The following is a 24,922-nucleotide window of genomic DNA, read 5'->3' on the forward strand; positions in this document are numbered from 1 at the left end:
CTGGCCAAGGCGATGCTTCCGGCAATCGTGGGATGCGGCCTCATGGCCTTGGCCGTCATTGCACTTGATCGCATGATCGGACCCTTTCCCGCCTTCGCGCGGTTGGCGTTGCTCTCCGCATTCGGGGGAACGGTCTACGCCATCACCCTCTGGCTGTTCTGGCCCGAGGTAGTGCGGCGGAACTGGGAGATGATCGTACGCAGCCGGGCCCGCGGGACGGGGAATTGAGGCCGCGCCGACGGAAGGGATGAGTCCATCGCAACGCGGACACCGGCTATCGTGATTCGCCGGGCGTAAGGCTCGCAGCCGAACGCGTCTGGCGCGCTTTGTGCAAGGTGGGTCTTGTGGTATGATGCCCACGTGGCTCGGCCCCCTCGGCCGGGTGCGGGAGAGAGAATGGGCTGGCAACACCTAGCCGCCGCCATCACGCTGGTCACCGGCCTGAGCGGAGCGTCCGCGCAGGAGAGCGGCGACGACATCCCGGAAGTCGAGATCATCAACCTCGAGGACGAGCGCTATCGCCGCATGACCGTCCCGGTCACGATCGGCGAAAACGGACCGTTCCAGTTCATGATCGACACCGGTGCGCAAGCGACCGTGGTGTCGCGCGACCTGGCCGACCGCCTGCAATTATTCGACCGCGACGAGGCGACCCTGGTCGGCATGGCGAGCCGCCGGCAAGTCGAGACGACGCCGATCGCCGACGTGAGGCTCGGCAGCAGGAACTTCTATATCGAGAACGCACCGGTGATCGAAGGCGAGCACATCGGCGGAGCGGATGGCATCCTCGGGCTGGACAGCTTGCAGAACCAGCGCGTGCTGATCGACTTCATCAAGAAGGAGATGTCGGTTGCCGATGCCGACCAGTTGGGAGGTAACCGGGGCTTTGAGATCATCGTCAAGGCCCGCAGCAAGCTCGGCCAGCTGATCATCACCAGCGCGCGCCTCGACGGTATTCCGGTGGCGGTGATCGTCGACACCGGCGCGCAAGGCAGCATCGGAAATCCGGCGCTGCAGGCTCGGCTGCGCCGCGGCCGCCATCTGGGCGAGACCGAGCTGACCGATATCAACGGGGTCGCCATGGCAGGGACGATCCGGATTGCGAATGAACTCGACCTCGGACGAGCGAAGCTTTCGAACCTGGCGGTCATGTTCGCGGACTCCCCGTCGTTCCATTCGCTGGGCCTGAGCGACAGGCCGGCGCTGGTACTCGGGATGTCGGAGCTCAAGCTGTTCAGGCGCGTGGCGATCGACTTCCAGTCCCGTCGCGTCCTGTTCGACATGCCGCGCGGCTCATAGAGCCAATAGCATTTGTTCATTGCCGCGGGCCATAAGGGGCCCCACCTGATGCGCGATGAATAATTCCACCACCCCATCGAAAGACAGCGCGTCGGAAGGCGCGAAGGACTGGGCCGGCTGGGGCACGGTCCGGCGCTTCCTTCCTTATCTGTGGCCGAAAGACCGTCCCGACCTGCGCTGGCGGATCGGGTGGGCGGCGTTCTTCGTGCTCATTGCCAAGATCGTCGTGCTCACCCTGCCGTTTGCCTATGCCGGCGCGATCGACGCGATGGCGGCGCGTGGCGATGAAGCCATGTGGGTGGCCCTCGGCCTGGTCACGGCCTATGCCGCGGGGCGCTTGGCGACGGTGATCTTCGACAACGTTCGCAACATCATTTTCGAACGCGTCGGACAGGATGCCGTGCGGCAGCTGACCGAGGACGTGTTCGCGCGGCTGCATGGGCTGTCGTTGCGCTTCCACCTGAGCCGTCGCACGGGCGAGGTGACCAAGATCGTCGAACGCGGGTCGAAGAGCATCAACACGATGGTCTACTTCCTGCTCTTCAACATCGCACCGACAGCGGTCGAGATGGTGGTCGTGGCGGCCATCTTCTACGTCAAGTTCGGCTGGGAAGTGGTGCTGGCCACGGCGGTGACCGTCGCTTCCTATATCTGGGTCACGCGGACGATCACCGAGTGGCGGACCAAGCTGCGGATGCAGATGAACGACCTCGACGGGCTGGCCCTGGCCCGCGCGGTGGACTCGCTGCTGAATTACGAGACGGTCAAGTACTTCGGCGCCGAGAAGCGAGAGCTGGAGCGCTTCGGGTCGGCGACGCGTGCCTATGCCGAGGCTGCGATCAAGAGCGAGAATTCGCTTGGCCTGCTCAATATCGCCCAGGCCCTGATCATGAACCTTATGATGGGCGGGGCGATGGCCTTCACGGTATGGGGTTGGCACGAGGGGCGCCTGAGCGTCGGCTCGCTGGTCCTGATCAATACCTACCTGATGCAGCTTTTCCGCCCGCTCGACATGCTCGGCTGGGTCTATCGCACGATTCGCCAGGGTCTGATCGACATGGCGCAGATGTTCCGCCTGATCGACACCCAGATCGAGGTGCAGGACGCACCGGGCGCTCCGGCGCTGGTCATACAGCGTCCGACCGTGGCATTCGACAACGTCGTCTTCGGCTATGAGCGCGACCGCGAGATCCTGCACGGCCTGAGCTTCGAGGTGCCCGCCGGAGCGCATGTCGCGATCGTCGGGCCCTCCGGCGCCGGCAAGTCGACGATCGGGCGGCTCCTCTTCCGCTTTTACGACCCCTGGTCCGGCCGCATCCTGATCGATGGGCAGGACATTGCCGAAGTGACTCAGGAGAGCCTGCGCGCCCAACTCGGGATCGTCCCGCAGGACAGCGTGCTGTTCAACGACACGATCGGCTACAACATCGCCTATGGCCGCAGCGGGGCAAGCCAGGAGCTCGTGGCGGCCGCGGCGCGCGATGCGGCGATCCTGCCGTTCATCGAAATGTTGCCGCAAGGCTTCGACACCGAGGTCGGCGAACGCGGGCTCAAGCTTTCGGGGGGCGAGAAGCAGCGAGTGGCCATTGCCCGAACCCTGCTCAAGAATCCGCCGATCCTGCTGCTCGACGAAGCGACCAGCGCGCTTGACACTCGTACCGAGCAGGACATCCTGACCACCCTGCACCGAGTGTCCGAGCATCGCACCAGCCTTGCCATCGCCCACCGGCTTTCGACGATTGCCGACGCGGACAGGATTTTCGTCCTCGACCACGGCCGCCTGGCCGAGAGCGGCTCCCACTCCGACCTCCTGCGGCTCGACGGGCTCTATGCCGAGATGTGGAACCGCCAGCTCGCCGAGCGCGAGGAGGTGCTGGACGAGGCGGCCGAATGAGTGCTCAAATAGTGTAAGGGAAACGGCACAAGTTTGAGTAGAATCAACGAGACCGCCAGGAACAGGGACTATCACATGGCCATGATCAGACTCCCCACTCTCGTCGCCTCCGCCGCGCTGGCGTTCGTAGCCGCAACCGCGCTTGCCCAGGACCCCACGATCACCAACGTGCGGATCGCGATGACCCAGAACGTCAATCCCTCGATGCTGGCGATCTGGGAAATCACCAATAACGCGATGGACGAGAACGGTGGACTCGACGCAGCGCAGATGGACGAGGCCAAGTTCGACAACCTGGCCTACTCCGCCGGACGGCTGGCCGAAGCCGGCAGGACGATGGCGACCTGGCAAAGCCCGGTCGCAGCCGGCCCCAACAACCGCACCGTAAGCGAAGACCAGGTCTCGATGGATCACGTCCAGCACCAGCTCGACGCCGATCCGGCCGGCTTCCGGGCGAAGGCCGTCGCCTTTGCCGAGCATTCGGAGAAACTGGTCGCAGCGGCCAAGGCTCGCGACGTTGCCGCCACCGGCACCCTGGTGAGCGAGATGGACGCCGTTTGCGAGGCTTGTCACGCCCAATACTGGTACGGCGAATAGCTGGTCATCACCGCCCTGGCGTGGCAGTCTGCGCCAGGGGGGACGATGGGAACACTAGCCTGGATCGAGCAAACATCGCTTTCCGTCTTCGTGCGGGAAGACCTCTATGCCTATTTCGTCCTGCTGATCTTCCATGCGCTGGGCATGGCCTTTCTGGTCGGTGGAGGGATCGCGATCTCGCTGCGGGTACTGGGGGTCGCGTCCGGTGCGCGCCTCGAACGGTTCGCCGCCTTCCTGCCGTGGATGGGAGTGGGTGCAACGATGGCGATCGTCTCGGGCCTCGGCTTGCTGGCCGGCTATCCCGCGAAGGCGCTGACCAACTGGATCTTCGCGCTCAAGTTCGCCTGCCTTATCGCCGCAGCGTTGCTGGTGCGGCAGATCGCCCGCGAAGTTTTCCCCGCTGCGGCCGCCGGTAATCCCGTGCCGCGGAACGCCCGCTGGCTCGCCGCCGGATCGCTCACGTTGTGGCTGGCCGGCGTCGCCTGCGGCAAGCTGTTGCTCTACACCAATACCATGCTGCTCACGAGCGACCTGTGACCGGTCTGCCGCACGATCCGATCTTCGATCCCGTCGGCATGGTCATCTGGGCGATCGACAGCGGCTTCTACGATGTAATGAACTCCGCCTGGGGCTGGCCGATCGCGGAGATCGTCCACTTCTTCGGCATCTGCCTGCTGTTCGGCGCAGTCGGAATGTTCGACTTGCGGATGATCGGCTTCGTGCGCGGGATTTCGCTGCCGGCCCTACACCGGCTGGTACCCTTCGGCGTACTCGGCTTCCTGCTCTGCGCCGCGACGGGGTTCCTGTTCGTCATCTCCGCGCCAGACCAGTACCTCTACAATCCCGCCTGGCAGGTGAAGATGGCGCTGCTCGGCGTAGCGGGCGCGAACATGGTGCTGTTCTACCTCACCACCTCGCGCCGCCTCGCCCTGCTGGGCCCGGACGACAACCCGCCAGCGGCGGCAAAGGTGTTTGCCGCCGTCTCGCTGCTGAGCTGGATGGGTGTAATCACGGCCGGTCGGGTAATTACCGCGTTTCGGCCCCCTAGCTGGTTCTGGTGCGCCTGGTGCGGATGAGACCTTAGCTAGAGCACGTACTTGCTGAGGTCGGCGTCCTGGGCCAGCCCGGCCAATCGTTCGCGAACGTAGCCGGCGTCGATCACCACCGAATCGCCTTTGCGGTCCTCGGCTTCGAAGCTGAGATCCTCGAACAGCTTTTCCATGACGGTCTGCAAGCGGCGGGCGCCGATATTCTCGACGGTCTCGTTCACCTGTGCGGCGATCCGGGCAATCTCGCGGATAGCGTCGGCCGTCACGTCGACCACGACCTTTTCAGTCCCGAGCAGGGCACGGTATTGCTGGACCAAGTTGGCGCGGGTGTCCGACAGGATCGAAACGAAGTCTTCCTCCGTCAGCGCCTTCAACTCGACGCGAATCGGCAAGCGGCCCTGGAGCTCGGGGAGCATGTCCGAAGGCTTGGCGAGATGGAACGCGCCGCTACCGATGAAGAGCACGTGATCGGTCTTCATCGGGCCGTACTTGGTGGCAACCGTGGTTCCCTCGATCAAGGGCAGGAGATCCCGCTGCACGCCTTCGCGGCTGACCGATCCACCCCGCACGTCGGAGACGGCGATCTTGTCGATCTCGTCAAGGAAGACGATCCCGTTCGCTTCGGCATTGGCGAGCGCCACGCGAGCGACGTCGTCCTGGTCCATGCGCTTCTCGGCTTCTTCGTCGACCAGCTTGTCCCACGCGTCGGGTACCTTGAGCTTGCGGCGCTTGAGGTTCTGTTTTCCGAACGCCTTGCCCATCATCTCGCTGAGATTGATCATGCCGACGTTGCCGCCCATGCCGGGAAGCTCGAACGAGTTCTGCGGCACGTCCTCGACCTCAACCTCGACTTCAACGTCGTTCATCGCGTTCTCGACGATGCGCTGGCGGAAGCTCTCGCGCGTCGCTTCGCTGGCGTTCTCGCCGACGAGCGCCTTTAGCAGGCGATCCATCGCGGCCTTGCTCGCTGAATCACGCACCGCCTCGCGACGGCGGTCCTTCTCCAGCCGGATGGCCTCTTCGGCCAGGTCGCGAGCGATCTGCTCCACATCGCGGCCGACGTAGCCGACCTCGGTGAACTTGGTCGCTTCGACTTTTACGAAGGGAGCGTCGGCCAGCTTGGCCAGGCGGCGGCTGATCTCGGTCTTGCCGCAGCCCGTGGGACCGATCATCAGGATGTTCTTCGGCGTGACCTCGTCGCGCAGTTCCGGCGAGAGGCGCTGGCGGCGCCAACGGTTGCGCAGCGCCACGGCGACCGCGCGCTTGGCTTCGGCCTGTCCGATGATGTGTTCGTCCAATGCGGCGACTATCGCCTTGGGGGTCAGGTGATCGTTCATGTGTTCCTCAGTCCCATTCCGCTCGCGGAAGGGAGCTAGATCGTTTCGACCGTGACGCGGTCGTTGGTGAAAACGCAGATCTCGGCCGCGACGGCCATGGCCTTGCGAGCGATCGTTTCGGCATCGTCTTCGTAATCGGCGAGCGCGCGCGCGGCGGACAAGGCGTAATTGCCACCCGAACCGATCGCGGCAATGCCGCCTTCAGGTTCGAGCACGTCGCCATTGCCGGTGAGCACCAGCAGCGTGTCCTTGTCGGCCACGATCATCAGCGCTTCGAGGTTACGGAGATATTTGTCGGTTCGCCAATCCTTGGCGAGTTCGACCGCGGCGCGCAGGAGCTGGCCGGAGTACTGCTCGAGCTTCTTTTCGAGCCGCTCGAACAGGGTGAAGGCATCGGCGGTGGCACCGGCGAACCCGGCAATGACCTTGCCGCCTTCGCCAAGCCTGCGGACTTTGCGGGCGTTGGGCTTCATCACCGTGTTGCCCATGGAAACCTGGCCGTCACCCGCGATGACAGTCTTGCCGCCCCTGCTGACGCCAATGATGGTAGTGCCGTGCCACGGAATGAGGCCGTGGCGTCCCTCTCTATCGTCCATGGACGAAGATATGGGCAAGACCTGGCGGCGCTTCAAGCGAGCGCCGCCGTGCCTGGATCAGTTGCCGGCGCCGCCGCCAGTCGCCGCACCGCCCATGCCAACCTGTCCGATGTTGCCGAACAGGTCTTCCAGGAACCCGCGTTCACGGCCGAGCGTCGGCGTCTTGTCGGCATCAGGGCTGAGATAGGCGACTTCGTCGAGCCCGGTGCGCTTCACTTCGACCACGTTTCCGGCGTCGTCGAAGCGGACCGCGGTAACCGAATGTTCAGCGATGCGCGGCGTGCCGAAGGGCTTCTGCATCGTCGTGCTGGCGATGTAGTACCACACCGGCTGTCCGTACTCGCTCTGCAAGCTCGGCCGCCCCAGCGTGCGCTCAACCGACTGGCGGTTGTCGATACCGGGCTGGACGGATTGCAGCAGCACCTCGTCGTTGAGGTAGCCGCGGTGCGTCGCGATCGAATTGATGCATCCACTCGTGAGCACCGATGCGCCCAGAATTATCCCGATGCGCCACTTACCCGCCATTCCTCGACTTCTCCGCTTCGGGCCACTATCTGGGCCGGAGCCTTACGGGCTCCCGCTTCGTCAAGCAATGGCGGGTGCGGCCGGCCCATTGAATAACCGCTGAACGAATGGCTTTAGTCCCCCATGTCCCTGCTTAAACGCTTCCTTCGCCCCGGAAACGATCCTCGCGAAGCGCTGCGCCCGTTATGGCACCGCGTGGTCGAGCTTTCGCGCGATCCTGAGTTTTATCGCCAAAACGGCGTGGCGGACACCGTGGCGGGGCGGTTCGACATGATCACGGCGATTCTGGCCATCGTGTTGCTGCGGTTGGAACGCGACCGGATATTTGCCAGCGAATCGGCCTTGCTGACCGAACTGTTCGTCGCCGACATGGACGGCCAGTTGCGCGAGACGGGTGTCGGCGACCTGGTCGTCGGCAAGCACATGGGCAAGCTCATGTCGGTGCTCGGCGGACGGCTCGGCGCCTTCCGCGAGGCGCTGAAGACCGGCGAGGATGCGGCTTTGGCGGACGCGCTGGCGCGCAACGTGACGCTGGTGGACGAGAGCAGTCCGCCCGACAGCCTCGCCCACCGGTTGCGCGGCTTCTACGACAAGCTCTGCGCGCTCGACAGCAAGGGGCTGCTCGCGGGGGAAATCGGCCTGTGACCGCGCCGGAATTCTCTCGCCCCATCGACCTGCGGCATTTCGCCGAAGGGGCGATCGAACTCAATGCCACCGAGGGCGAGCGCAAGGCGCTGGCCCGGCGGTTCGGCCTGGTCTCGATAGGATCGCTTCAGGCCACGCTGAACCTGCAAGCCGACGGAGAGGCGATCAACGCGAACGGACGCCTGCAAGCGGCGATCGTGCAAAGCTGCGCGATCTCCGGCGAAGACCTGCCGGTGACGATCGACGAGCCGCTGACCTTTCGCTTCGTTCCCGAAACGCCCATCGACGAGGAAGAGCTGGAGCTGGACGCCGGCGATCTCGACGAGATCGCTTACTCGGGCCAGTCGATCGACCTGGGCGAAGCCGTGGCGCAAAGCCTGGTGCTGGCGATTGATCCCTACGCCACCGGCCCCAACGCTGATCGCGCTCGCAAGGAGGCCGGGTTGCTGGACGAAGCGTCGAGCGGGCCGTTCGGGGCGCTCGCCGCGTTGAAGAAGGGCGACTAGCGCCCCGTTCAGAAGGGGATGTCGTCGTCGAGGTCGTCGCTGAAGCTGCTGCCGCCACCCGACGAAGAGCCACCGCCCTGATTCCAACTCGAGCCGCCACTGCTGCTGGCGCCGCCCGAGGACGAACCGCCCCGATCTCCCCAGTCGCCACCGCTGCGCTGGCCGCCACCACCACCGCCGCCGCCCTGGGCGCCATCGAGCATGGTCAGGACCCCGCCGATCCCGCCGACCGAGACCTCGGTGCTGTAGCGATCGTTGCCCGACTGGTCCTGCCACTTGCGGGTGCGCAGCTGGCCTTCGATGTAGACCTTGGAGCCCTTGCGCAAGAACCGCTCGGCGACACCGACGAGACCGTCCGACTGTAGCACGACGGTGTGCCACTCGGTCCGCTCCTTGCGTTCTCCGGTCTGCTTGTCCTTCCAGGTCTCGGACGTCGCGATGCGCAGGTTGGCGATGCGGCCGCCGTTCTGGAAGCTCTTCACTTCCGGGTCCTGACCCAGGTTCCCGATCAGAATGACCTTGTTGACGCTGCCTGCCATGAATTTTCCTCTGCCGAACTAGAGGCCAGCGGCGACCGCCAGCCAGTAGGTGATTCCGGCGAACACGTAGGCCAGCGCGAACAGATATCCCAGCATGAATAGGGGCCATTTCCACCCATTCGTTTCGCGCCGGGCAACTGCGATGGTCGAGAGGCACTGCGGGGCGAACACGAACCAGGCAAGGAAGGCGAGTGCGGTAGGCAGGGTCCAGCTGTTCTGCAGCTTCGGAATCAGGCCCTGCGCCGCGACGTCCTCGTCCTCGGCATCGACGGCGTAAGTCGTCGCCAGCGAGGCCACCGCGACTTCGCGCGCGGCCATCGCCGGGATTAGCGACAGCGCGATCTCGTGATTGAAGCCGATCGGCCTCACGATAACTTCGAGCCCACTGGCGATGTGGCCGGCGATGCTTGCTTCGGACTGGCTTTCGCCGGGCTCGGCCTTGGGAAAGCTGAGCAAGACCCACAGCACTACCGTAACGGTGAAGATGATCGTCCCGGCGCGGCGGAGGAAGACCCAGGCGCGCTGCCACAGCCCGATCGCCAGATCGCGCAGCGGCGGCCATTGGTACTTCGGCAACTCCATGATGAAGCCCGAAGCGGAACCCTTGGTCACCGTACGGCGCAGCACCAGGGCCGCCACCATCGCCCCGATGATGCCCGCCACATAGAGCGAGAACAGCACCAGTCCCTGCAAGCCGATTCCCCAGCCGATGGTGGTCGCTGGAATGAAAGCGCCGATGATCACCGCATAGACCGGCAGGCGAGCTGAGCAGGTCATCAGCGGCGCTATCAGGATCGTCGTCAGCCGGTCCTTGGGGTCGGCGATCGCGCGCGTCGCCATGATGCCGGGAATCGCGCAGGCGAAGCTCGAGAGCAGCGGAATGAAGCTGCGTCCCGAAAGCCCGACCGAGGCCATCAGCCGGTCCATGATGAAAGCCGCGCGGGCCATGTAGCCCGACTGCTCCATCACCAGGATGAAAGCGAACAGGATCACGATCTGCGGCAGGAACACTACCACAGAGCCCACGCCCGAGAGCACGCCCTGGGTCAGGAAATCGCGCACGATACCGGCCGGCATGTTTTGGTTGGTGAAGTCGATCAGCGCGCTCACCCCGCCATCGAGAGCGTCGGCAAAGGGCGTCGCCCAGGCGAACACGGCCTGAAAGATCACGAACAGCAAGGCAAACAGGATCGGGGGGCCGAGCCAGGGGTGCAGCAAGGCTTTGTCGAGGCTCGCATGCAGCCGATGGACGCCCGATTCGCTGAGAATCGCCCCGCCTGCCATGTGGCGCGCGGCGAGGCGGCGCTCCTGAAGCGTCAGATGCTGGTGCGGCTGCGAGCGCATGTCCTTGCCCGCCAGCGATTCGGCCTGGCCGACAGCTTCCAGCAGCGCATCGAGCCCGCGCTTGCGCACAGCGACCGTCGGGACGACGGGCACGCCAAGCGATTGCGACAGGGCCGCCGGGTCGAGCACGATTCCGTCGCGCTCTGCGAGGTCGATCATGTTGAGCGCGACGACTACCGGCCGACCGAGCTCGATCAGTTCCTGCGCGAAGACGAGGTGCTGTTCGAGGTTGGCCGCGTCGAGCACGATAATCAGGACATCGGGCTTGGCCTCCCCCGGAAATTCTCCGAGCACGACCCGGCGAGTCACTTCTTCGTCCGGGCTGGCGGCGTCGAGCGCATAGCTGCCCGGGAGGTCGACCAGTTCGACCGGCTCTCCCGACGGCAGGTACATCCGCCCGGCCTTCCTCTCCACCGTGACACCCGGGTAGTTGGCGATCTTCTGGCGCGCGCCGGTCAGGGCGTTGAACAGCGCGCTTTTGCCCGAGTTCGGGTTGCCGACGAGCGCGGCGGTGAGTTGGCGGCTCATATCAGCTCAACCGTCATGGCGCGGGCATGGGCGCGGCGGATGGCCACGGTCATGCGGCCGATCAGGAGCGCGATCGGGTCACGACCGGCGAAAATGCCCCGATGAGCCACCGCCACGCGCGCGCCCTCGTCGATACCCAGCGCCTGCAGGCGCTTGGCTTCATCGGGCGCAAGCGCATCCCAATCGATGGAGACGATTTCGGCGCGTCGCCGCACCGGCAGGAGATCGAGTGTCATGCTGGAAGTCACCCGACGCGGGTGCCAGATGGCGGCAGTAATTGCAACTGCCTCGCAGTAAGAACTTTAGCCGCTAACGCGCAGGATAGCGAAGCCGGCCAAGGAATCGCGCGACGTCGAAGCCCTCTCGGTCGCGGAATACCCGCGCCTTGGCCTTCTCGAACTTCATCACGCCTTCGATCCGTCGGTCGAGGAAGGCCCTGGTCTCCGCCTTGCCCTCGCTGGTGTCGTCGAGGAACACTGCCAGGGTCGCGGTGTAGATTCCGGCCAGCAGCGCACGCTTGGTGTAGTGGTTGTAGTCGGTCGCAGTGTCCCCGGCCAGGCGCCACATCTGGTCGGCGCTGTTCCAGCCGAGCTTCATCGTGCGCCCCAGGTTTTGCGGCATAGCCTGGATGGCCAGCGCCCGCCGCAAGGCTTCTTCCTGCCCGGCCACCGCATCGAGGCGAAACTGCAGCAGGGTGCGAATCCGGTCGCGAATCTTGAACCCAGTAAGCTGTCCGCCGGAAAAGGCGGCCTGCATCCTGGCATCGGTCGAGGCAATCCACGCAGCGATCATGTCCATTGCCCCGCCGGGAAAGGCGAGCCGCGCCACGGCGAGATCGACTCCGGCCTTGGCCGCCGCCTGCTCCAGCGCTTGATCGCCCCAGCCGTCGAATACGGCGACGCGCGCAATCTCCGGCGCGAGGTCGAGCCGCAACTCGTCGAGCGTGCGGTCGTCCTGAGCCATCGTCAGAGACTCGGGCCGTAAGTCTGTCCGGTGCCGGTGCGGGCACCGACCGGCGCCTTGCTGCTTTCGATCTCCGCGAGGGTAGCGCTGTTGGCGCCGTCGATCCGGGCGTAGTCTCGCGCCGTCCGCCCGGAGTTGTCGGCGCGATCGGGATCGGCACCGGCCTTGAGCAGGACGCGCATCATGCTGGTGTCCTTGCGGTGAACCGCCAGGATCAACGGGGTTTCACCCGCATCGTTCGAATTGTCGACGCGAGCTCCGCCCGCCACGAGGGCATCCACCCCGTCGACGAAACCGAGCTGGCTGGCCCGCATCAGCGGCGTCACGCCGCGATTGTCGGCCGTATTGGGATTGGCGCCGCGGTTGAGAAGATATTTGATCCACGTCACGTCGCGCATGTCGACCACGATATGAAGTGCGGTGCGACCGTTGCTGAGGTCGCGCGAATTGACCACCTGCGAGCCGGGCTTGCGCAGAAGCGTGTCGACTTCGTTGGCGTTCTTGTCTTTCACCGCGTCGAGAAACTTGTAGCCGTCGGACTTCGTCTGCGCCGCGGCAGGAGCGCCCAGCGCCAGAATTGTCGCCATAACCACACCGACGGTCGAACGTCGTAGCAATCCCCGGGCCAAACCCGATCTCCTCGATCCAAATATGCGGACAGGCCGTCCATCCTCGGGACTCCGGCCTTGCCGACCGGGCGTTAGCAGAGCATGAACATCGATACCATGACCTGCCGTAGTACAATTGCCGCCACTTGCCTGTTGCTGTCCCTCACCCTTGCCGGATGTGACACCTCGACCACCTCTCGTGCTGCCGAGGCACCGCTCGCCGGAGCCCAGATCGGAGGACCGTTCGAACTCGTCGACGCGCAGGGCAAGACGGTCCGCTGGAGCGACTTCGACGGCAAGTTCCGCATGGTCTATTTCGGCTATGCCTATTGCCCGGACATCTGCCCGTTCGACGTCCAGCGAATGATGAAGGGGTTCGAGCAGTTCAAGAAGGCGGAGCCCGAGTTGGCCGCGCAAGTCCAGCCGCTCTTCATCACCATCGACCCGGCTCGCGATACCCCGAAGGTAGTTGGCGAGTTCACTTCGGCCTTTTCCGACGACCTCCTGGGCCTGACGGGAACCCCGGACCAGGTTGCCCAAGCCGCCAAGGCTTTCGCGGTGTATTATACCAAGGGTGAAACCAGCGAGAGCGGTGGCTATCTTATGGATCACAGCCGGGCCGCTTTCCTGATGGGCAGGAAAGGCGAGCCGATCGCACTGCTCCCGGTTGAAAAGGGCCCAGACGAAGTGGCTGCGGAACTGGAACGATGGGTGAGCTGAGAACCCGCTTTTGGGAACTCCCGCTCGAAGCGCTCAATCGCGACGAATGGGAAGCGTTGTGCGACGGCTGCGGTCGATGCTGCCTGCACAAGATCGAGGATGAGGAAACCGGCGACGTCATCGAGACGAATGTCGCCTGTCGTCTGCTGGATCCCCAGACCGCCCGCTGCAGCGACTATAAGCACCGCAAGGCTTTCGTCCCGGACTGCCTGCGCCTGACGTCCAAGCTGGTCAAACAGGTGACCTGGCTCCCCGAGACTTGCGCCTACCGCCGACGGGCGGAAGAGCGCCCGCTGCCTGACTGGCACTATCTCCTGACCGGCAGCCACGACGCGATGATCCAGGCCGGTGCTTGCGTTTCTGGCCGGGTAGTGAGCGAGGACGACGCCGGACCGCTCGAGCACCATATCGTCGAATGGGAGGGCGGATGATCGACTGGCTGCGGCCGGAGCGCCAGGATCCGAAGGTGACGATCGGCGGACAAGAGATTCCGCTCGCCATCCGCCGTCATGCTCGCGCCAAGCGCATGACGATGCGCCTGGCACCCGACGGCAGCGAAGTGCGCATTACCATGCCGCAGTGGGGCCGCACGATGGACGCGCTGGTGTTCGTCAAGAGCCGCTCCGACTGGCTCGAGCGCCAGCTGGCCGCGGTACCCGACTCCTGCCCGCCGGTGCCGGGAGGGACACTGCTGTTCCGCGGAGTGCGGCTCTCGGTCGAATGGGAACCAGGACTGCCGCGCAAGCCTGCTGTCAGCGAGGACCGCTTGCGTCTTGGGGGTCCGCGAGAAACGGTGACCGCGCGAGTCCGCCGCTGGCTCGAGGCCGAAGCGCTCCGGCTGCTGAGCGACGATCTGGCCCACTACTGCGCGCTCGCCGGACAGGCTGTTCCGCAATTGCGCCTCTCGCGCGCTGTACGCCGCTGGGGGAGCTGTTCGGGAGCAGGCTGCATCCGCATCAACTGGCGGCTCATCCAGGCCCCGGACACGGTCCGTCGCTCGGTGGTGGCGCACGAAGTCGCGCACTTGGTTCATTTCGACCATTCGCCGGCCTTCCACGCGCTGCTGGCGCGCCTGTTCGAGGGCGATCTCAGGGCCGCTGACCGCTGGCTCAAGCTGGAGGGTCGCGGCCTCTACGCCGCCCTGGGATAGGCTAACGCCGAATTAACCCTGATTTGGCATGCTCGGCGTCATGAGCTGCCCTCGCCTGCTCTTCGGCGCGATCGTCGCACTCGGGTGCGCTGTACCCGCAGCGGCCGGCGACGGAGCGTGCGCCAGGTGCCTTGAGCTGGCGGGGGACGCACGCGGCGAACAGCCGCTGCGCATCGAGATCGAAAGCGGACTTCAATTCAGTCGCCTCGCCCTCGCCGGACAGGAAGACGGTGCGGCGGAAATCGATCCGCGAACCGGCGCCAAACGAGTGGTCAACATGATCGACCTCGGCGGCATGTCCTACCAAGCTCGCGCGACCGTCAGGGGGCAGCCGCTGCGAGCGGTTCGGATAGAGCTTCCCGCCCGCGTCCTGTTGCGCAGCCCCGGCGGGGCCGAGGCGGTGCTGACCGACTTCGTGACCGACTTGCCGCCAGCCGCCATGCTCGACGCGAACGGTCTGCTGACCTTCAATTTCGGTGCGCGGATTTCAAGCCGGGCCGCGAGCAGCGGGGACTTTCGGGGCCGGATCGAAATCCACGTGGATTATTTTTAATCCGCCCGAAGAGCGTTCTGGGTGGCGATCCCGCCTTCAACGGCCTATCTAGCCCGCATGAGCTACTGGCGAAAAGTGTCGCCACGGGGCGCGATCGAAGATTTGATCGACCTTTGGCGACAGCCGACACCCTACCGCTGGCAAATCCTCGGCGTGGCCGTGGCGATGACTTTCACCATGATGGTGGTGTTCATCCCAGAGAGCCAGCGCGTCGAGCCCAAGCGGCCGCACGTGACCTACATCACCACCTTCGATCCCAACCGGACCGATGCGGAGATCGTCGCCTCCAACATCGAGAACCAGAAGCGCCAGGACAAGCGCCGGGCCGAACTCGAGGCGCTCGCGGAGCGCAAGAAGGAGGCCTACAAAGCCCTCGGCCGCGCGACTGGCATCGATGTCGACGCCATGGAAGCCGACATCAAGCGAGAGCAGGCCGCGGAGAAGGCTGCCGCCGATGCCGCCGCCAGGGCCAAGTCCGCAGTGGCGCAGGCCCCGGTTGAGCAATAAGCAGGACGTCCGCTGGCTGGCGGCTGCGGCCTCGCTGGCCGAGCGGGCTCGCCCGCTAAGTCGCCCCAATCCTGCCGTCGGCGCCGTCATCGTTGGCGATGGAATCGTGATCGGGCGCGGCTGGACCCAGCCCGGCGGCCGCCCTCACGCCGAAGCCATGGCGCTCGAACAAGCGGGAGTGAAGGCTCGCGGGGCAACGCTCTACGTCACGCTAGAACCCTGCGCCCACTTGTCCGATCGCGGCCCGGCCTGCGCCGACCTCATTGCCACATCGGGCCTGGCGCGGGTGGTTGCAGGCGTCGAAGATCCGGACGAGCGGACCGCCGGCGCCGGGCTTGACCGGCTGCGCACTGCCGGGATCGACGCGACTTGCGCCGATGACGGGGCTTGCCGCGAAAGCCTTACCGGCTTTCTCATGCGCAAGACGCTCGACCGGCCGCATGTGACTCTGAAGCTCGCCATGTCGCTCGACGGCTGCATCGCCACCGCATCGGGAGAGAGCCAGTGGATCACCGGCCCCGAAGCTCGCGCCCATGCCCACCGCGAACGCGCCAGGGTCGACGCGATCCTGGTCGGGGGCGGCACCTTCCGTGCCGACGCACCCCGGCTCGACGTGCGCTTACCGGGGCTTGAAGCGCGCAATCCCGCCAGACTGGCGCTGACCGGAGAGGACCTGCCAGACGGTTGGCTCTCGCTGATCGATCCGCAGGAGATTCGCGCGCTTGAGCCGGTCCAGTACTTGCTTGTCGAAGGAGGCGCGGGCGCTGCAGCCTCGTTCCTGGAGGCCGATCTGGTCGATAAGCTGATGATCTATCGCGCCCCGGTTCTGCTGGGTCCCGGCCTCCAGGCCATCGGCGATCTCGGGCTCGAATCGCTTGCCGATGCCCACGGACGCTGGCGCCATGTCGACCGACGCGAGCTTGGCAGGGATACGCTCGACATCTATCAGCGGTCTCGCGAAGCAAAAGGCTGGATCGTTTGATGTTTACCGGGATCGTCACCGCCATCGGCACAATCACCAAGGTAGAGCAACGCGGCGACCTGCACGTGACGATTGCCTGCCCCTACGACCCGGCCGGTATCTCCATCGGCGCCTCGATCGCCTGCTCGGGCGTGTGCCTGACGGTGGTCGACCGTGGCGGCGAGCCGGGATCGGCCTGGTTTACCGTAGACGTCTCGGCCGAAACGGTCAGCTGCACCGCCCGTGGCCTGTGGCACGAAGGTCGCCAAGTAAATCTTGAACAGTCGCTCAAGCTCGGGGACGAGATGGGCGGGCACATCGTGTCCGGCCATGTCGATGCCGTCGGCAAGATCGCCGACTGGCAGCCAGAGGGCGATTCGACTCGCCTGACGATTCGCGCCCCGGCGGAACTCGCGCCGTTTATCGCGCCCAAGGGATCGATCACGGTCGACGGGGTCTCGCTAACCGTCAACGAAGTCACTGACCGGCCCGATGGCTCGGTCGACTTCGGCCTCAACGTCATTCCGCACACTTCGGAGGTGACGACGCTAGGCCAGCTGGCACAGGGTGCCACGGTCAACCTCGAGATCGATACGGTGGCGCGTTACCTGAAGCGGCTGGAGAGCTTGCGGGCAGGATAAGGGCAGCCCTGCGCCTGGGAGCGGAGGCCAGGGTAATTAGCCCCCCAAAGGCCCCCGGGCGAAGCTTTCGCGGGTAATTTCGAAGATCACGTGATTGACCAGGCGGCCCCCGCGCTCGACGAGCTTCGTCTCCGCGGTCAGCTGCCCGCCAATGTTGGCCATCGCCTTGCGCGAAATCACATTGTCCTCGCCCACGGTGAAGACGACGCGCCCGACGCTCTTGAGCGCATGTTCGAGCATCAGGCGCTTGAACTCCGCATTGTAGCCAAGGCCCCAGTAAGGCCGCGCGATGAATGACCAGCCGATCTCGACCTCCCCGTCGCCCGACGGGTCATGACCCTGAAACCGGGATGAGCCGATGATCGCCCCACTGGCCTTGTCGACAATCGCGAGCGCGCCGCCCTGGGCCAGGGCGTCATCGAAGAACTCGCGGAAGACAGGTTCCTGCCAGCGATCGGACGCGGGGTGGTGCGCCCACAGCAGCTTGTCGGCCGCGACGGCGTAGAGCGCGTCCCAGTCCTTCTTCTTCAGCGGCCGCAGGTACAGCCGCTCCCCATCGAGAACCGGCTGCCGGTCCATGGAGGCTAGGCGGTTACCGCAGCCAGCGCGGCAATGAACTTGGGCAGGTTGCCCAAAGTCAGCCCCGCGACGTTGATGCGCCCTGAGCCCGCCATGTAGACCGCGTGATCCTCGCGCAGCGCCTGGATCTGTTCCTTGGACAGCGGAAGCATGGCGAACATGCCTTGCTGGCGGGCGTAGGGCGTGAGGTCGAGGGCACCGGCAGTTCCGGCCTGTCCCAGCGCCTCGCGCACCTGGCGGATGCGGGTGCGCATCTGGTCGAGCTCATCAAGCCACTGGGCGGTGGTCGCCTTGTCTTCGAGGACCAGCCGGACGGCAGCCGCGCCATGATCGGGCGGCATCGACCAGGCGGCGCGCGCCAGCGCGTGACCGTTCGAGAGAACGCGGCCCAGTTCCTCGCCATCCTTGGCGAAGACATAAAGCGCGCCGACGCGGTCGCGGTAGAGGCCGAAATTCTTGTCGCAGCTGTAGGCGATGAGCGCCTCGGGCACCGCGGCGATCACCGCGCGCGCACCGTAGGCGTCTTCCTCAAGCCCTTCGCCCAGGCCCTGATAAGCCAGGTCGATGATCGGCAGCACGTCGCTGTTGCCCAGCATGGCGGCGATCTCGTCCCACTGCGCGGGGGTGTAATCGATACCGGTCGGGTTGTGGCAGCAGCCGTGCAGCAGCACCGCATCCCCTTCGCCCGCGCCCGAAAGCGCCGCCTTGAGTGCCTCAAGATCGGCCGAACCGTCGGCGTTGGCGTGCTGGAACGTCACCAGCTCGAGCCCCAGGTCAGCGAGAATCTGCGCATGGTTGGGCCAGCTAGGCGTTCCCATGAACACGCGGGCAATGCCAGCACGTTGGGCCAAGGCCGCCGCGAGTCGCACCGCACCGGTCCCGCCGGGGGTCTGCATGCCGTCGATCCGGCCGCCGCGCGTGGGGTCGTCACTAAAGATGTAGGGCATCAGCGCATGGACGAAGCCCATGTCGCCTTCGGGCCCAAGGTAGGCCTTCGAATCCTGCTCGGCCACGAGCTTGGCCTCGGCCGCCTTGATCGCGCCGAACACCGGCGTATCGCCCTGGCCGGTGCGGTAGACGCCCACGCCGAGGTCGATCTTGTCGGCCCGCGGATCCGCGTCGTAGAGCTTGATCAGCGCGAGGAGCGCGTCGGGCGGTTGCTGGGTGAGTCTGTCGAGCATAGCGGCGCGCTCATGCCTATGCGCAAGCGCGCCCGCAACCCTCAATTGACCGCTTTTTGGACCTATGCAGACGCTAAGCTCAGAAAGGCAGCCAGCGCTGGTCCTTCGAGAACTTCATGTAGCCCGCGTTTACGCCCAGTCGCAGCCCGGCTCCGACGCGGATCGGGATCAGCACGACATCGCCCTTGCGCATGTAGCTGGCGTTGAAGCCGCCCACGAAATAGGCCGCCCCCTCGCCCGCCGGATAACGCTCGTAGAGCTCCTCGGTGTCGTTGAGGTTGTAGACCAGCACGAAGGTACTGCCGGCGTTGGCGCCCGCGTCGAAGCCGATTGACGGACCGGTCCAATAGACTGGCCGCTGACCTTCGATCTTGTGGAACAGGGTGCCCGAGCCATAGCGCGCACCAACGAAGAACGCCCCGCCGGCCTCGCGGCCGACGATGTAGCCGTTCGGCTCACCCTGTTTCTTGAGGATGTCCTCGATCAGGCCCGCGAGACCCTTGGCCCCTTTCCCGAACACCCCTTCGGCGGCGCCGATCAGGTCGTCTTCCTTGTAGGTGTCGCTTTGGGAGCTCGAGTTCGCCGCCTGCACCGGCACCGTGGTGGTGGCCGGATTGTTCGGTACGGTCCCCTGCTGCGGATAGGCAGGTTCCGGCGTCCAGGGTGCGGAATCGGTCGGCACCCCGTCATAGGACGGAGCCGGGGCCGGATCGTATGAAGGCGCGGTATCGTAAGTGGGCGGCGAGTTCAGATCGGCATCGATCGCGGAGTTCGGATCGATCGTCTGCATGCCTTGCGCGGCAAGCGGTGCGCCTGCGCAGACGGCGGAAAGGCCCAGCACCGCGCCCAGCGCGTGCCGGCGGCAATAAGCGGCAATGGTGACCAGCATGGTGTCCCCCGATCCCGTAACGGGTGTGTACCGGGGCAGACAGAGTCCTCTGCGCCTGAAGCGGCAATGAATGGGCGGCAGGGTGAGTCGGTTTTGCGGCGAGTCGAGTCTATTTCAGACAATCGACAAGGGCCCCGGAAGGCCCCTTGCCGCCGCCCCGACCCCTCGTTATAGCGCCGCGTTCATCGCTAGCCGCGATCCGGAGACGTGGGTGAGTGGCTGAAACCAGCGGTTTGCTAAACCGCCATACCGGGATTACTGGTATCGAGGGTTCGAATCCCTCCGTCTCCGCCACAAATTGCGGCTCATGCGGCCCGGATCTTTCCCGCCCTCAACCACCGATCTTCTCCCTCTCAGGCCGCGTATCGCGTGGCACAGGCCTGGATCAGAGCGACGACTTCTCCAGCAGGAATGGGGCGGCTGAACAGGAAGCCCTGGACGTTGGTGCAGCCATGGGCGCGCAGCGCCTCGACTTGCTCGGCGTCCTCGACCCCTTCCGCCGTCGTTTCCATGTTCAGGGCCGCGGCGAGGTCGGTGATCGCCTTGACGACCGCGTTCGCTTCCCTGGTCTTGAGCAGCTCCATGATGAACGAACGGTCGATCTTGATCTTGTCGAACGGGAAGCGGCGCAAATAACTCAGCGACGAGAAGCCAGTACCGAAATCGTCGAGCGCGATCCGCGCCCCGACTTGCTTGAGGCTGTGGAGCGTCTCGAGCACCTGCCCGCTGCTTTCGAGGAATAGCGATTCGGTAATTTCGATTTCGAGCCGACTCGGCGCGAGACCCGAAGTCGCGAGCGCCTGGAAGACCTGGTTCTTTAACCCCGGCGTCTCGAACTGCACGGTCGAGAAATTGACCGCGACACTGACATCGGCCGGCCAGGTGGCGGCGATGCGGCAGGCTTCCTTGAGGACCCATTCCCCAATGGGCACGATGAGTCCCGTCTCCTCCGCCACGCCGATGAAATCTTGTGGTGAGACCAGGCCCTGGCCGGGGCGATTCCAGCGGATCAGCGCCTCGAAGGCCGAGAAGCGGTTGCTCTTGAGATCGAACAGCGGCTGGAAATAGAGCTCGAACTCGCCGTTCGCGATCGCGTCGTGCAGCGCCATTTCGATCGCGCGCCGTTGCTGGGCCTCCTCGTCGAGGTCGGTGGTGAAGAAGCGATACCGCCCCCTCCCTGCCGCCTTCGCCGCGTACATCGCGAGGTCGGCGTGCTTGAGCAGGTCGTCCGCCACCATGCTGTCGAGCGGCGCGCGGGAGATGCCGATGCTCACGCCGGCCTTCAGCAGGTGACCTTCGATCGTCATCGGCTGGTTGAGCCTGTCGATCAAAACGGCGGCCAGTTCGCCCGCGGTCTCAACCCGGGGCCCAACCACAAGGACGCAAAATTCGTCCCCTCCGGTGCGGGCTACGAAGTGCCCTGCCGCAGCGGCGCGCAGGCGGTCGGCCGCGATCTTGAGCAGCTTGTCGCCGACCTGGTGACCCAGCGTGTCGTTGATGATCTTGAAGTTGTCGATGTCGAGGCAGAGCACCGCCAGCCCCCCTTCGGTGCTCTCTATCGCGCCCAGCAACTCGTCGAATTTCTCGGCCAGCTGCAACCGGTTCGGCAAATCCGTCAGCGCATCGTGATAAGCCATGTGCCGGATCCGCTTCTCGCGCTGGGCGATCCCCGCCGACATGGCATTGAAGCTGCTCGAAAGAGCGCCGATTTCGTCTTCCGACGCAACCGGCACGGTGGTCCATTCGCCCTTCGCCAGCAAGCGAGTGGCTTTTTCGAGCGCCGAGATCGGGCGCACGATATGCCGGGCTATGCGCGAGCTCGCATAAGCGACCAGCAGCAACCCGAGCGCCCCGGCAAAAAGCACCGTCAGCCGGAGCAGGTCATACTCCGCCAGCGCGTCGGCGATCGAGAAGTCGAGCAAGAGCCCGGTAGTCGCGGCACCGCCGAACGTGCCGAGCGGTCTGACGAGAACCATCTTCCCGTCCATGCGCTCGGCAATTCCCTCGGGGTGCTTCACGGCGGAGGCGGACATTCGCAGCAGCGCGCCGGCTACCGCCTTGTCGGTGATCGCATGGCTGGTGGCGTCGTAAATCCATTGGCCGCTTTCGGAACGCCGGACGATCGACGCGCTCACCGGTATCGCTGACAGCGCGCTAAGCTGTTGCATCTCGTCGGTATCAAGCTTCCGCCCGAGCACCAGCCAGCCGATCAGAGCCGGCGCCTTGATCTCCGCCGCGACGGCCTGAAAGGTCACCCCATTGAGGCGCAGCGCGCCGGACTGCCAGCCGGAATCGAGTTCGTCCCACAGCGCTCCGTTGTAGCGAGCGTCGAGCTCCGGCCGCATGCCGACCACGCGCCCGTCGTACTTGACCACGAAGGCATTGGGCAGATCGATCCGCGAGGCGATGTTGCGCAGTGCGGTGCGAATGGTCTCGTCGTCATCGGTCGCCACCGCCTCCCGAAAACCGAAGTCGAGCGCTAGCGGCCGGGCGAAGCTCTCTAGCTCCTGCCCGCGCATCGACCAGATGCGATTGATCACTTCGGCGCTGGAGTTCAGTTCCGAACGGACCTTGTCCTCCGCGCTGTGGGCGATCGCGAACTGGATACCGATTGCGACGAGGATCATGACCAGCCCGAAGGTGGCCGAATAGAGCGCGGTGATGCGCGACTGGAGGGACCGGAAGCGCCCCACGGTTAATAGTCGTGCCGCATCGGCGCCGGGCGGCGAAGGTTTACGGAAACCGGGATCGTCGCGGTCTTGCTGCCGTCGACCCCGACTACAAGCTGGTTCCCGGGGGCCCGCAGATAGGGGTGCCAAACCCTCACCTCGTGTACGTCATTGGGAAGGCCGCGAAGCACGACCCGCCCTTCGTTGTCGGTCTTACGGGCAAAGGGCGTACTGACGACCTGGACGAAAGCCTGCATCGAATCGTGAATATTGCAGCCGATCGCCACGAGGCCGGGCTTGTCGAACCGCACGGGCCGCGTCTGCCCCTGGCCGAACAGCTTGAGTTCAAACTTCTTTGGCGGGGAGAATGAGTAGACGTGATGACGGTACGGATCGAGGTTACCGAACTCGATCGTCGAACCGACCGGAACGACCAGCACGAACGGTACGAAGGCCATGTTCTTCTGGTTGATCACGAACTGACCCGGAGCCGGCGTCGGCCGCCCATGGGCATCGGCCATGACGACCGCATCCGCCACCGGATGGCCGCTCTTGTCCCGGACGATCACCGTCAGATCGCCGGCGCGAGCGACGCCGGCACCGCAAAGCGCAACGAAGCCGAGGAACAGACGGGCGCAGGTGGACCAGGTCATGCGAGGTTCCCCTAAAGCGTCACGCGGATGGAGGTCTGAAGCAGCGTCTGGTCCTGCTCCGGCGCGATGCCGGCATTGAGCAGCCGGGCGGGCCGGTCGCTGTAGACGTGGATCACCTCGACAAGCAGATCGGCATAGCTCTTCAGCGGATGCTGATAGGTCAAGGTGGCTGCCCAGCCGTCTTCGTTGTTGTTGTCGTATTCGACGAAGCTGTTGTCGTCGGTTTCGAACCAGTCCGCCCGCGCCGCCAGCTTGTCGCTGCCGACCTTGCGGGTCAGGAGGAGATAGGCGGTCGCGAAATCGACGTCCGCCGGGATGCCGTAAGGCGTGTCGGGGCCAACCAGGGTGTTGCCCCACATGGCCTGGGCCTTGGCCACGGTGCTGTCGCCGAGCGTGGCCATGGCGCCCAGGTTCCAGAATCGCGTGCGCCACGAAGTCTGCATCGCCCGGCTCGACATCCGATCGCCCCGGTTGTCGTAGTAAAATGCGTTGAAGGTGACCGGCAGCGGAGGCGTCCAGTCGAGCCGGCCGTAGAACCCAGCCCTGCCGTCCTCCTCCCAGAAGGGGTTGGTGATCGGGGCCTGGTAAGGGGCCGTCGAAGCGCTCAGCGGCGGCAACGGAAAGTCTCCGCCGACGGTGACTTTCACGTCGTGCAAGGCCCAGCCGCGATAGGTCAGCAGCGTCCCGGCCATGTCGTCATGCTTGAAGACGGCCCCGGTGAGCGACAGCCCGTGCTCGGCGAGCGTGGTCTCAACGCTGGCTTCGAGGCCGAGGACTTTGACTTCCTCGCCCACCCAGCTGTTGGCCGCCGACGGCGTGATCGTGTCTTCGACCCCCCAGTTGACGCCGCTGTGTTCCTGCGAAATCGGCGGCCAGAACACGCCAGCCCTTGCGCCAAACCGGACGGCGCCCGGCGAAGTGCGGAACTTGAGGTAGATCTCGCTGAAGTCGACCTCGTCCGGCACATTCGCCTGATAAGTGGCGCTGACGTGGCCGCTCAAATTCCAGGTAAATTGCGGGGTCCAGGCCAAGTCGGCCGAGGCGATCCGGACCCGGGCCATGGTGCCGCCCTCCTCACCGCCACCTTCGCGCAACTTGCCGAAGCCGCCGTCGAGCCAACCTTCTTCGCCTCCGACGACGCTACCGCGCAGATCTATCGCGGCCTCGAGGTTGGCCGGCCCGATTAGGTCCTGCGCGACCGCCTGCGCCGGCCACATGGCGGCAGCGAGCACAAGCATCGATGCGTTCGGCCCATTCATTTCGGTTTTGCGCACCCCCAAGCCCGCCGGGAGAGATAGCAAAACCTTGGTAAACAAATCGGAAAGCATCGGTCGGGGTGCAGTGGGCCCTGGCGATTGCGATTTAGCGCATTTTTCACGGCCATTTCACGGTCAATCGCCGATCCGGCTCACGGGCCTCGGGGCAAATGGTTCGTGTCCGGCAAAACCGCCGGCGCAAAGTGGAGACCGAACATGACCAAGACCCATCACAAGTCCGCCCTGCCGGCTATCGCCTTTGCCCTGGCCGCGCTCGTTCAAACCGTACCTTCAGTGGCGTCAGCCCGTGAGCAAGGCCGCAGCATCCCCGTCTCGTACGGCGATCTGGACTTGACCAGCCCGCAGGGCATCAAGACGCTCGATCGTCGCCTCGACCGCGCCGTTCGCCGTGTTTGCGGTGACCGCACCTACCAGAACCTGTCGCTGCAGGCCGGTGTCTCGGAATGCGAGAAGGGTACCTGGGCCCATATCAACGGCCAGCGTCAGGTCGCGATCAACAAGGCCAACGACCGCCTTAACGGCGTCGCCACGGCCCAGCGTTCTACTTACGAACTGCCGGTGGTTGCCTCTGCGAAGTAGCCGCTCATGACCATCATGCTACTAGGGGGGCACTGCGGCGCGGTGCCCCCGGCTTGCTTTCTGGAAGGAGGAACGGCAAGCTCCGACAATTCGGTAGAGCCTGGCGCGCGGGGGTGCGAACCGCGCTGGCGCT

At 65.1% G+C, this 24,922-nt stretch carries 30 protein-coding genes and 1 tRNA gene (1 of these 31 cut by a window edge); 17 read left to right on the plus strand and 14 right to left on the minus strand.

The window, feature by feature from the left end:
• The 6 genes from KK137_RS11995 to KK137_RS12020 form a co-directional block, all read left to right on the plus strand.
• A protein-coding gene (locus KK137_RS11995; protein ID WP_214536640.1) for a lipopolysaccharide biosynthesis protein crosses the window boundary here: on the plus strand, nucleotides 1-228 show its 3' end. It extends 1,263 nt beyond the left edge of the window; the window shows 228 of its 1,491 coding nt (coding positions 1,264-1,491); its start codon lies beyond the left edge, outside the window; its stop codon occupies nucleotides 226-228.
• A gap of 168 nt (nucleotides 229-396) precedes the next feature.
• On the plus strand, nucleotides 397-1,299 hold the full coding sequence (locus KK137_RS12000; protein ID WP_214536641.1) for a retropepsin-like aspartic protease: 903 nt from the start codon (nucleotides 397-399) through the stop codon (nucleotides 1,297-1,299).
• Between the two features lie 55 nt (nucleotides 1,300-1,354).
• The gene (locus tag KK137_RS12005; RefSeq protein WP_214536642.1) at nucleotides 1,355-3,193 is read left to right on the plus strand and encodes an ABCB family ABC transporter ATP-binding protein/permease; all 1,839 of its coding nucleotides are present in this window, start codon (nucleotides 1,355-1,357) and stop codon (nucleotides 3,191-3,193) included.
• A 75-nt stretch (nucleotides 3,194-3,268) separates the two neighbouring features.
• Complete coding sequence (locus KK137_RS12010) at nucleotides 3,269-3,790, plus strand: cytochrome c (RefSeq protein WP_214536643.1); 522 nt, start codon at nucleotides 3,269-3,271, stop codon at nucleotides 3,788-3,790.
• A gap of 45 nt (nucleotides 3,791-3,835) precedes the next feature.
• Complete coding sequence (locus tag KK137_RS12015) at nucleotides 3,836-4,327, plus strand: hypothetical protein (RefSeq protein WP_214536644.1); 492 nt, start codon at nucleotides 3,836-3,838, stop codon at nucleotides 4,325-4,327.
• Nucleotides 4,324-4,866, plus strand: coding sequence for a hypothetical protein (locus KK137_RS12020; RefSeq protein WP_214536645.1), 543 nt, complete (start codon nucleotides 4,324-4,326; stop codon nucleotides 4,864-4,866). The genes KK137_RS12015 and KK137_RS12020 overlap by 4 nt, the downstream gene beginning before the upstream one ends.
• 8 nt (nucleotides 4,867-4,874) lie before the next feature.
• On the opposite strand, the gene hslU is transcribed toward KK137_RS12020, so the two are convergent.
• From hslU to KK137_RS12035, 3 genes are read right to left on the minus strand one after another with little or no spacing between them, the layout of a single operon-like run.
• On the minus strand, nucleotides 4,875-6,176 hold the full coding sequence (gene hslU, locus KK137_RS12025) for an ATP-dependent protease ATPase subunit HslU (protein WP_214536646.1): 1,302 nt from the start codon (nucleotides 6,174-6,176) through the stop codon (nucleotides 4,875-4,877).
• A gap of 35 nt (nucleotides 6,177-6,211) precedes the next feature.
• On the minus strand, nucleotides 6,212-6,772 hold the full coding sequence (gene hslV / locus KK137_RS12030; RefSeq protein WP_214536647.1) for an ATP-dependent protease subunit HslV: 561 nt from the start codon (nucleotides 6,770-6,772) through the stop codon (nucleotides 6,212-6,214).
• 57 nt (nucleotides 6,773-6,829) lie between these two features.
• The gene (locus KK137_RS12035) at nucleotides 6,830-7,297 is read right to left on the minus strand and encodes an outer membrane protein assembly factor BamE (RefSeq protein WP_214536648.1); all 468 of its coding nucleotides are present in this window, start codon (nucleotides 7,295-7,297) and stop codon (nucleotides 6,830-6,832) included.
• A gap of 123 nt (nucleotides 7,298-7,420) precedes the next feature.
• Here KK137_RS12035 and KK137_RS12040 point away from each other — a divergent pair, with 123 nt between their 5' ends.
• Both KK137_RS12040 and KK137_RS12045 read left to right on the plus strand, forming a co-directional pair.
• A complete protein-coding gene (locus tag KK137_RS12040; RefSeq protein WP_214536649.1) occupies nucleotides 7,421-7,942 on the plus strand; it encodes a ubiquinol-cytochrome C chaperone family protein in 522 nt (173 codons plus the stop codon).
• The gene (locus tag KK137_RS12045) at nucleotides 7,939-8,448 is read left to right on the plus strand and encodes a YceD family protein (protein WP_214536650.1); all 510 of its coding nucleotides are present in this window, start codon (nucleotides 7,939-7,941) and stop codon (nucleotides 8,446-8,448) included. Before KK137_RS12040 ends, KK137_RS12045 begins: the two co-directional genes overlap by 4 nt.
• Before the next feature lie 8 nt (nucleotides 8,449-8,456).
• Here the strand turns inward: KK137_RS12045 and ssb are convergent, their stop codons facing one another.
• The 5 genes from ssb to KK137_RS12070 form a co-directional block, all read right to left on the minus strand.
• Nucleotides 8,457-8,987: a single-stranded DNA-binding protein gene (gene ssb / locus KK137_RS12050; RefSeq protein ID WP_214536651.1), complete on the minus strand. Its 531-nt coding sequence runs from the start codon at nucleotides 8,985-8,987 to the stop codon at nucleotides 8,457-8,459.
• Nucleotides 8,988-9,005: 18 nt separating this feature from the next.
• Nucleotides 9,006-10,859, minus strand: a complete 1,854-nt coding sequence (gene feoB / locus KK137_RS12055) for a ferrous iron transporter B (protein ID WP_214536652.1) — start codon at nucleotides 10,857-10,859, stop codon at nucleotides 9,006-9,008.
• Nucleotides 10,856-11,095, minus strand: a complete 240-nt coding sequence (locus tag KK137_RS12060) for a FeoA family protein (RefSeq protein ID WP_214536653.1) — start codon at nucleotides 11,093-11,095, stop codon at nucleotides 10,856-10,858. Before KK137_RS12060 ends, feoB begins: the two co-directional genes overlap by 4 nt.
• Before the next feature lie 73 nt (nucleotides 11,096-11,168).
• Complete coding sequence (locus tag KK137_RS12065) at nucleotides 11,169-11,822, minus strand: COQ9 family protein (RefSeq protein ID WP_214536654.1); 654 nt, start codon at nucleotides 11,820-11,822, stop codon at nucleotides 11,169-11,171.
• A 2-nt stretch (nucleotides 11,823-11,824) separates the two neighbouring features.
• A complete protein-coding gene (locus KK137_RS12070) occupies nucleotides 11,825-12,409 on the minus strand; it encodes an ankyrin repeat domain-containing protein (RefSeq protein WP_214536655.1) in 585 nt (194 codons plus the stop codon).
• 123 nt (nucleotides 12,410-12,532) lie between these two features.
• On the opposite strand from KK137_RS12070, the gene KK137_RS12075 reads away from it, so the two are divergent.
• The 7 genes from KK137_RS12075 to KK137_RS12105 are packed head-to-tail and all read left to right on the plus strand — an operon-like array spanning nucleotide 12,533 to nucleotide 16,962.
• Nucleotides 12,533-13,150, plus strand: a complete 618-nt coding sequence (locus KK137_RS12075) for an SCO family protein (protein WP_250893840.1) — start codon at nucleotides 12,533-12,535, stop codon at nucleotides 13,148-13,150.
• The gene (locus KK137_RS12080) at nucleotides 13,138-13,581 is read left to right on the plus strand and encodes a YcgN family cysteine cluster protein (RefSeq protein ID WP_214536656.1); all 444 of its coding nucleotides are present in this window, start codon (nucleotides 13,138-13,140) and stop codon (nucleotides 13,579-13,581) included. Before KK137_RS12075 ends, KK137_RS12080 begins: the two co-directional genes overlap by 13 nt.
• Complete coding sequence (locus KK137_RS12085; RefSeq protein WP_214536657.1) at nucleotides 13,578-14,300, plus strand: M48 family metallopeptidase; 723 nt, start codon at nucleotides 13,578-13,580, stop codon at nucleotides 14,298-14,300. Before KK137_RS12080 ends, KK137_RS12085 begins: the two co-directional genes overlap by 4 nt.
• A 40-nt stretch (nucleotides 14,301-14,340) precedes the next feature.
• Nucleotides 14,341-14,853 (plus strand): DUF4402 domain-containing protein, encoded by a 513-nt coding sequence (locus tag KK137_RS12090; protein ID WP_214536658.1) that lies wholly within the window; start codon nucleotides 14,341-14,343, stop codon nucleotides 14,851-14,853.
• 57 nt (nucleotides 14,854-14,910) lie between these two features.
• The gene (locus KK137_RS12095; RefSeq protein WP_214536659.1) at nucleotides 14,911-15,360 is read left to right on the plus strand and encodes a hypothetical protein; all 450 of its coding nucleotides are present in this window, start codon (nucleotides 14,911-14,913) and stop codon (nucleotides 15,358-15,360) included.
• Nucleotides 15,350-16,342, plus strand: a complete 993-nt coding sequence (gene ribD, locus KK137_RS12100) for a bifunctional diaminohydroxyphosphoribosylaminopyrimidine deaminase/5-amino-6-(5-phosphoribosylamino)uracil reductase RibD (RefSeq protein ID WP_250893841.1) — start codon at nucleotides 15,350-15,352, stop codon at nucleotides 16,340-16,342. The genes KK137_RS12095 and ribD overlap by 11 nt, the downstream gene beginning before the upstream one ends.
• The gene (locus KK137_RS12105; RefSeq protein WP_214536661.1) at nucleotides 16,342-16,962 is read left to right on the plus strand and encodes a riboflavin synthase; all 621 of its coding nucleotides are present in this window, start codon (nucleotides 16,342-16,344) and stop codon (nucleotides 16,960-16,962) included. Before ribD ends, KK137_RS12105 begins: the two co-directional genes overlap by 1 nt.
• Nucleotides 16,963-16,998: 36 nt before the next feature.
• On the opposite strand, the gene KK137_RS12110 is transcribed toward KK137_RS12105, so the two are convergent.
• The 3 genes from KK137_RS12110 to KK137_RS12120 form a co-directional block, all read right to left on the minus strand.
• Nucleotides 16,999-17,541 carry a GNAT family N-acetyltransferase gene (locus tag KK137_RS12110; RefSeq protein WP_214536662.1) on the minus strand — a complete coding sequence of 181 codons (543 nt, stop codon included), beginning with the start codon at nucleotides 17,539-17,541 and terminating at the stop codon, nucleotides 16,999-17,001.
• A 5-nt stretch (nucleotides 17,542-17,546) separates the two neighbouring features.
• Nucleotides 17,547-18,722 carry an amino acid aminotransferase gene (locus KK137_RS12115; RefSeq protein WP_214536663.1) on the minus strand — a complete coding sequence of 392 codons (1,176 nt, stop codon included), beginning with the start codon at nucleotides 18,720-18,722 and terminating at the stop codon, nucleotides 17,547-17,549.
• Between the two features lie 79 nt (nucleotides 18,723-18,801).
• Complete coding sequence (locus tag KK137_RS12120) at nucleotides 18,802-19,611, minus strand: DUF1134 domain-containing protein (RefSeq protein WP_214536664.1); 810 nt, start codon at nucleotides 19,609-19,611, stop codon at nucleotides 18,802-18,804.
• Nucleotides 19,612-19,812: 201 nt separating this feature from the next.
• Between KK137_RS12120 and KK137_RS12125 the strand changes: the two genes are divergently transcribed.
• A tRNA-Ser gene (locus tag KK137_RS12125) sits at nucleotides 19,813-19,905 on the plus strand.
• A 59-nt stretch (nucleotides 19,906-19,964) separates the two neighbouring features.
• Here KK137_RS12125 and KK137_RS12130 read toward each other — a convergent pair.
• The 3 genes from KK137_RS12130 to KK137_RS12140 are packed head-to-tail and all read right to left on the minus strand — an operon-like array spanning nucleotide 19,965 to nucleotide 24,171.
• The gene (locus KK137_RS12130; protein ID WP_214536665.1) at nucleotides 19,965-22,304 is read right to left on the minus strand and encodes a putative bifunctional diguanylate cyclase/phosphodiesterase; all 2,340 of its coding nucleotides are present in this window, start codon (nucleotides 22,302-22,304) and stop codon (nucleotides 19,965-19,967) included.
• 2 nt (nucleotides 22,305-22,306) lie between these two features.
• Nucleotides 22,307-22,933 carry a cupredoxin domain-containing protein gene (locus KK137_RS12135; protein ID WP_214536666.1) on the minus strand — a complete coding sequence of 209 codons (627 nt, stop codon included), beginning with the start codon at nucleotides 22,931-22,933 and terminating at the stop codon, nucleotides 22,307-22,309.
• A gap of 11 nt (nucleotides 22,934-22,944) precedes the next feature.
• The gene (locus KK137_RS12140) at nucleotides 22,945-24,171 is read right to left on the minus strand and encodes a hypothetical protein (RefSeq protein ID WP_214536667.1); all 1,227 of its coding nucleotides are present in this window, start codon (nucleotides 24,169-24,171) and stop codon (nucleotides 22,945-22,947) included.
• A gap of 234 nt (nucleotides 24,172-24,405) precedes the next feature.
• Between KK137_RS12140 and KK137_RS12145 the strand changes: the two genes are divergently transcribed.
• Nucleotides 24,406-24,789, plus strand: coding sequence for a UrcA family protein (locus tag KK137_RS12145; protein WP_214536668.1), 384 nt, complete (start codon nucleotides 24,406-24,408; stop codon nucleotides 24,787-24,789).
• Nucleotides 24,790-24,922: the final 133 nt, after the last annotated feature.

The organism is Croceibacterium selenioxidans, from assembly GCF_018599195.1.
GTDB classification, from domain to species: domain Bacteria; phylum Pseudomonadota; class Alphaproteobacteria; order Sphingomonadales; family Sphingomonadaceae; genus Croceibacterium_A; species Croceibacterium_A selenioxidans.

Bases quoted from the DNA above. Each gene is read 5' to 3' on its own strand.
- KK137_RS12000 (WP_214536641.1), top strand. From the start codon at position 397: ATGGGCTGGCAACACCTAGCCGCCGCCATCACGCTGGTCACCGGCCTG.
- KK137_RS12005 (WP_214536642.1), top strand. From the start codon at position 1,355: ATGAATAATTCCACCACCCCATCGAAAGACAGCGCGTCGGAAGGCGCG.
- KK137_RS12010 (WP_214536643.1), top strand. From the start codon at position 3,269: ATGGCCATGATCAGACTCCCCACTCTCGTCGCCTCCGCCGCGCTGGCG.
- KK137_RS12015 (WP_214536644.1), top strand. From the start codon at position 3,836: ATGGGAACACTAGCCTGGATCGAGCAAACATCGCTTTCCGTCTTCGTG.
- hslU (WP_214536646.1), bottom strand. From the start codon at position 6,176: ATGAACGATCACCTGACCCCCAAGGCGATAGTCGCCGCATTGGACGAA.
- hslV (WP_214536647.1), bottom strand. From the start codon at position 6,772: ATGGACGATAGAGAGGGACGCCACGGCCTCATTCCGTGGCACGGCACT.
- KK137_RS12035 (WP_214536648.1), bottom strand. From the start codon at position 7,297: ATGGCGGGTAAGTGGCGCATCGGGATAATTCTGGGCGCATCGGTGCTC.
- KK137_RS12040 (WP_214536649.1), top strand. From the start codon at position 7,421: ATGTCCCTGCTTAAACGCTTCCTTCGCCCCGGAAACGATCCTCGCGAA.
- ssb (WP_214536651.1), bottom strand. From the start codon at position 8,987: ATGGCAGGCAGCGTCAACAAGGTCATTCTGATCGGGAACCTGGGTCAG.
- feoB (WP_214536652.1), bottom strand. From the start codon at position 10,859: ATGAGCCGCCAACTCACCGCCGCGCTCGTCGGCAACCCGAACTCGGGC.
- KK137_RS12060 (WP_214536653.1), bottom strand. From the start codon at position 11,095: ATGACACTCGATCTCCTGCCGGTGCGGCGACGCGCCGAAATCGTCTCC.
- KK137_RS12065 (WP_214536654.1), bottom strand. From the start codon at position 11,822: ATGGCTCAGGACGACCGCACGCTCGACGAGTTGCGGCTCGACCTCGCG.
- KK137_RS12070 (WP_214536655.1), bottom strand. From the start codon at position 12,409: ATGGCGACAATTCTGGCGCTGGGCGCTCCTGCCGCGGCGCAGACGAAG.
- KK137_RS12075 (WP_250893840.1), top strand. From the start codon at position 12,533: ATGAACATCGATACCATGACCTGCCGTAGTACAATTGCCGCCACTTGC.
- KK137_RS12080 (WP_214536656.1), top strand. From the start codon at position 13,138: ATGGGTGAGCTGAGAACCCGCTTTTGGGAACTCCCGCTCGAAGCGCTC.
- KK137_RS12085 (WP_214536657.1), top strand. From the start codon at position 13,578: ATGATCGACTGGCTGCGGCCGGAGCGCCAGGATCCGAAGGTGACGATC.
- KK137_RS12090 (WP_214536658.1), top strand. From the start codon at position 14,341: ATGAGCTGCCCTCGCCTGCTCTTCGGCGCGATCGTCGCACTCGGGTGC.
- KK137_RS12095 (WP_214536659.1), top strand. From the start codon at position 14,911: ATGAGCTACTGGCGAAAAGTGTCGCCACGGGGCGCGATCGAAGATTTG.
- KK137_RS12105 (WP_214536661.1), top strand. From the start codon at position 16,342: ATGTTTACCGGGATCGTCACCGCCATCGGCACAATCACCAAGGTAGAG.
- KK137_RS12110 (WP_214536662.1), bottom strand. From the start codon at position 17,541: ATGGACCGGCAGCCGGTTCTCGATGGGGAGCGGCTGTACCTGCGGCCG.
- KK137_RS12115 (WP_214536663.1), bottom strand. From the start codon at position 18,722: ATGCTCGACAGACTCACCCAGCAACCGCCCGACGCGCTCCTCGCGCTG.
- KK137_RS12120 (WP_214536664.1), bottom strand. From the start codon at position 19,611: ATGCTGGTCACCATTGCCGCTTATTGCCGCCGGCACGCGCTGGGCGCG.
- KK137_RS12135 (WP_214536666.1), bottom strand. From the start codon at position 22,933: ATGACCTGGTCCACCTGCGCCCGTCTGTTCCTCGGCTTCGTTGCGCTT.
- KK137_RS12140 (WP_214536667.1), bottom strand. From the start codon at position 24,171: ATGCTTGTGCTCGCTGCCGCCATGTGGCCGGCGCAGGCGGTCGCGCAG.
- KK137_RS12145 (WP_214536668.1), top strand. From the start codon at position 24,406: ATGACCAAGACCCATCACAAGTCCGCCCTGCCGGCTATCGCCTTTGCC.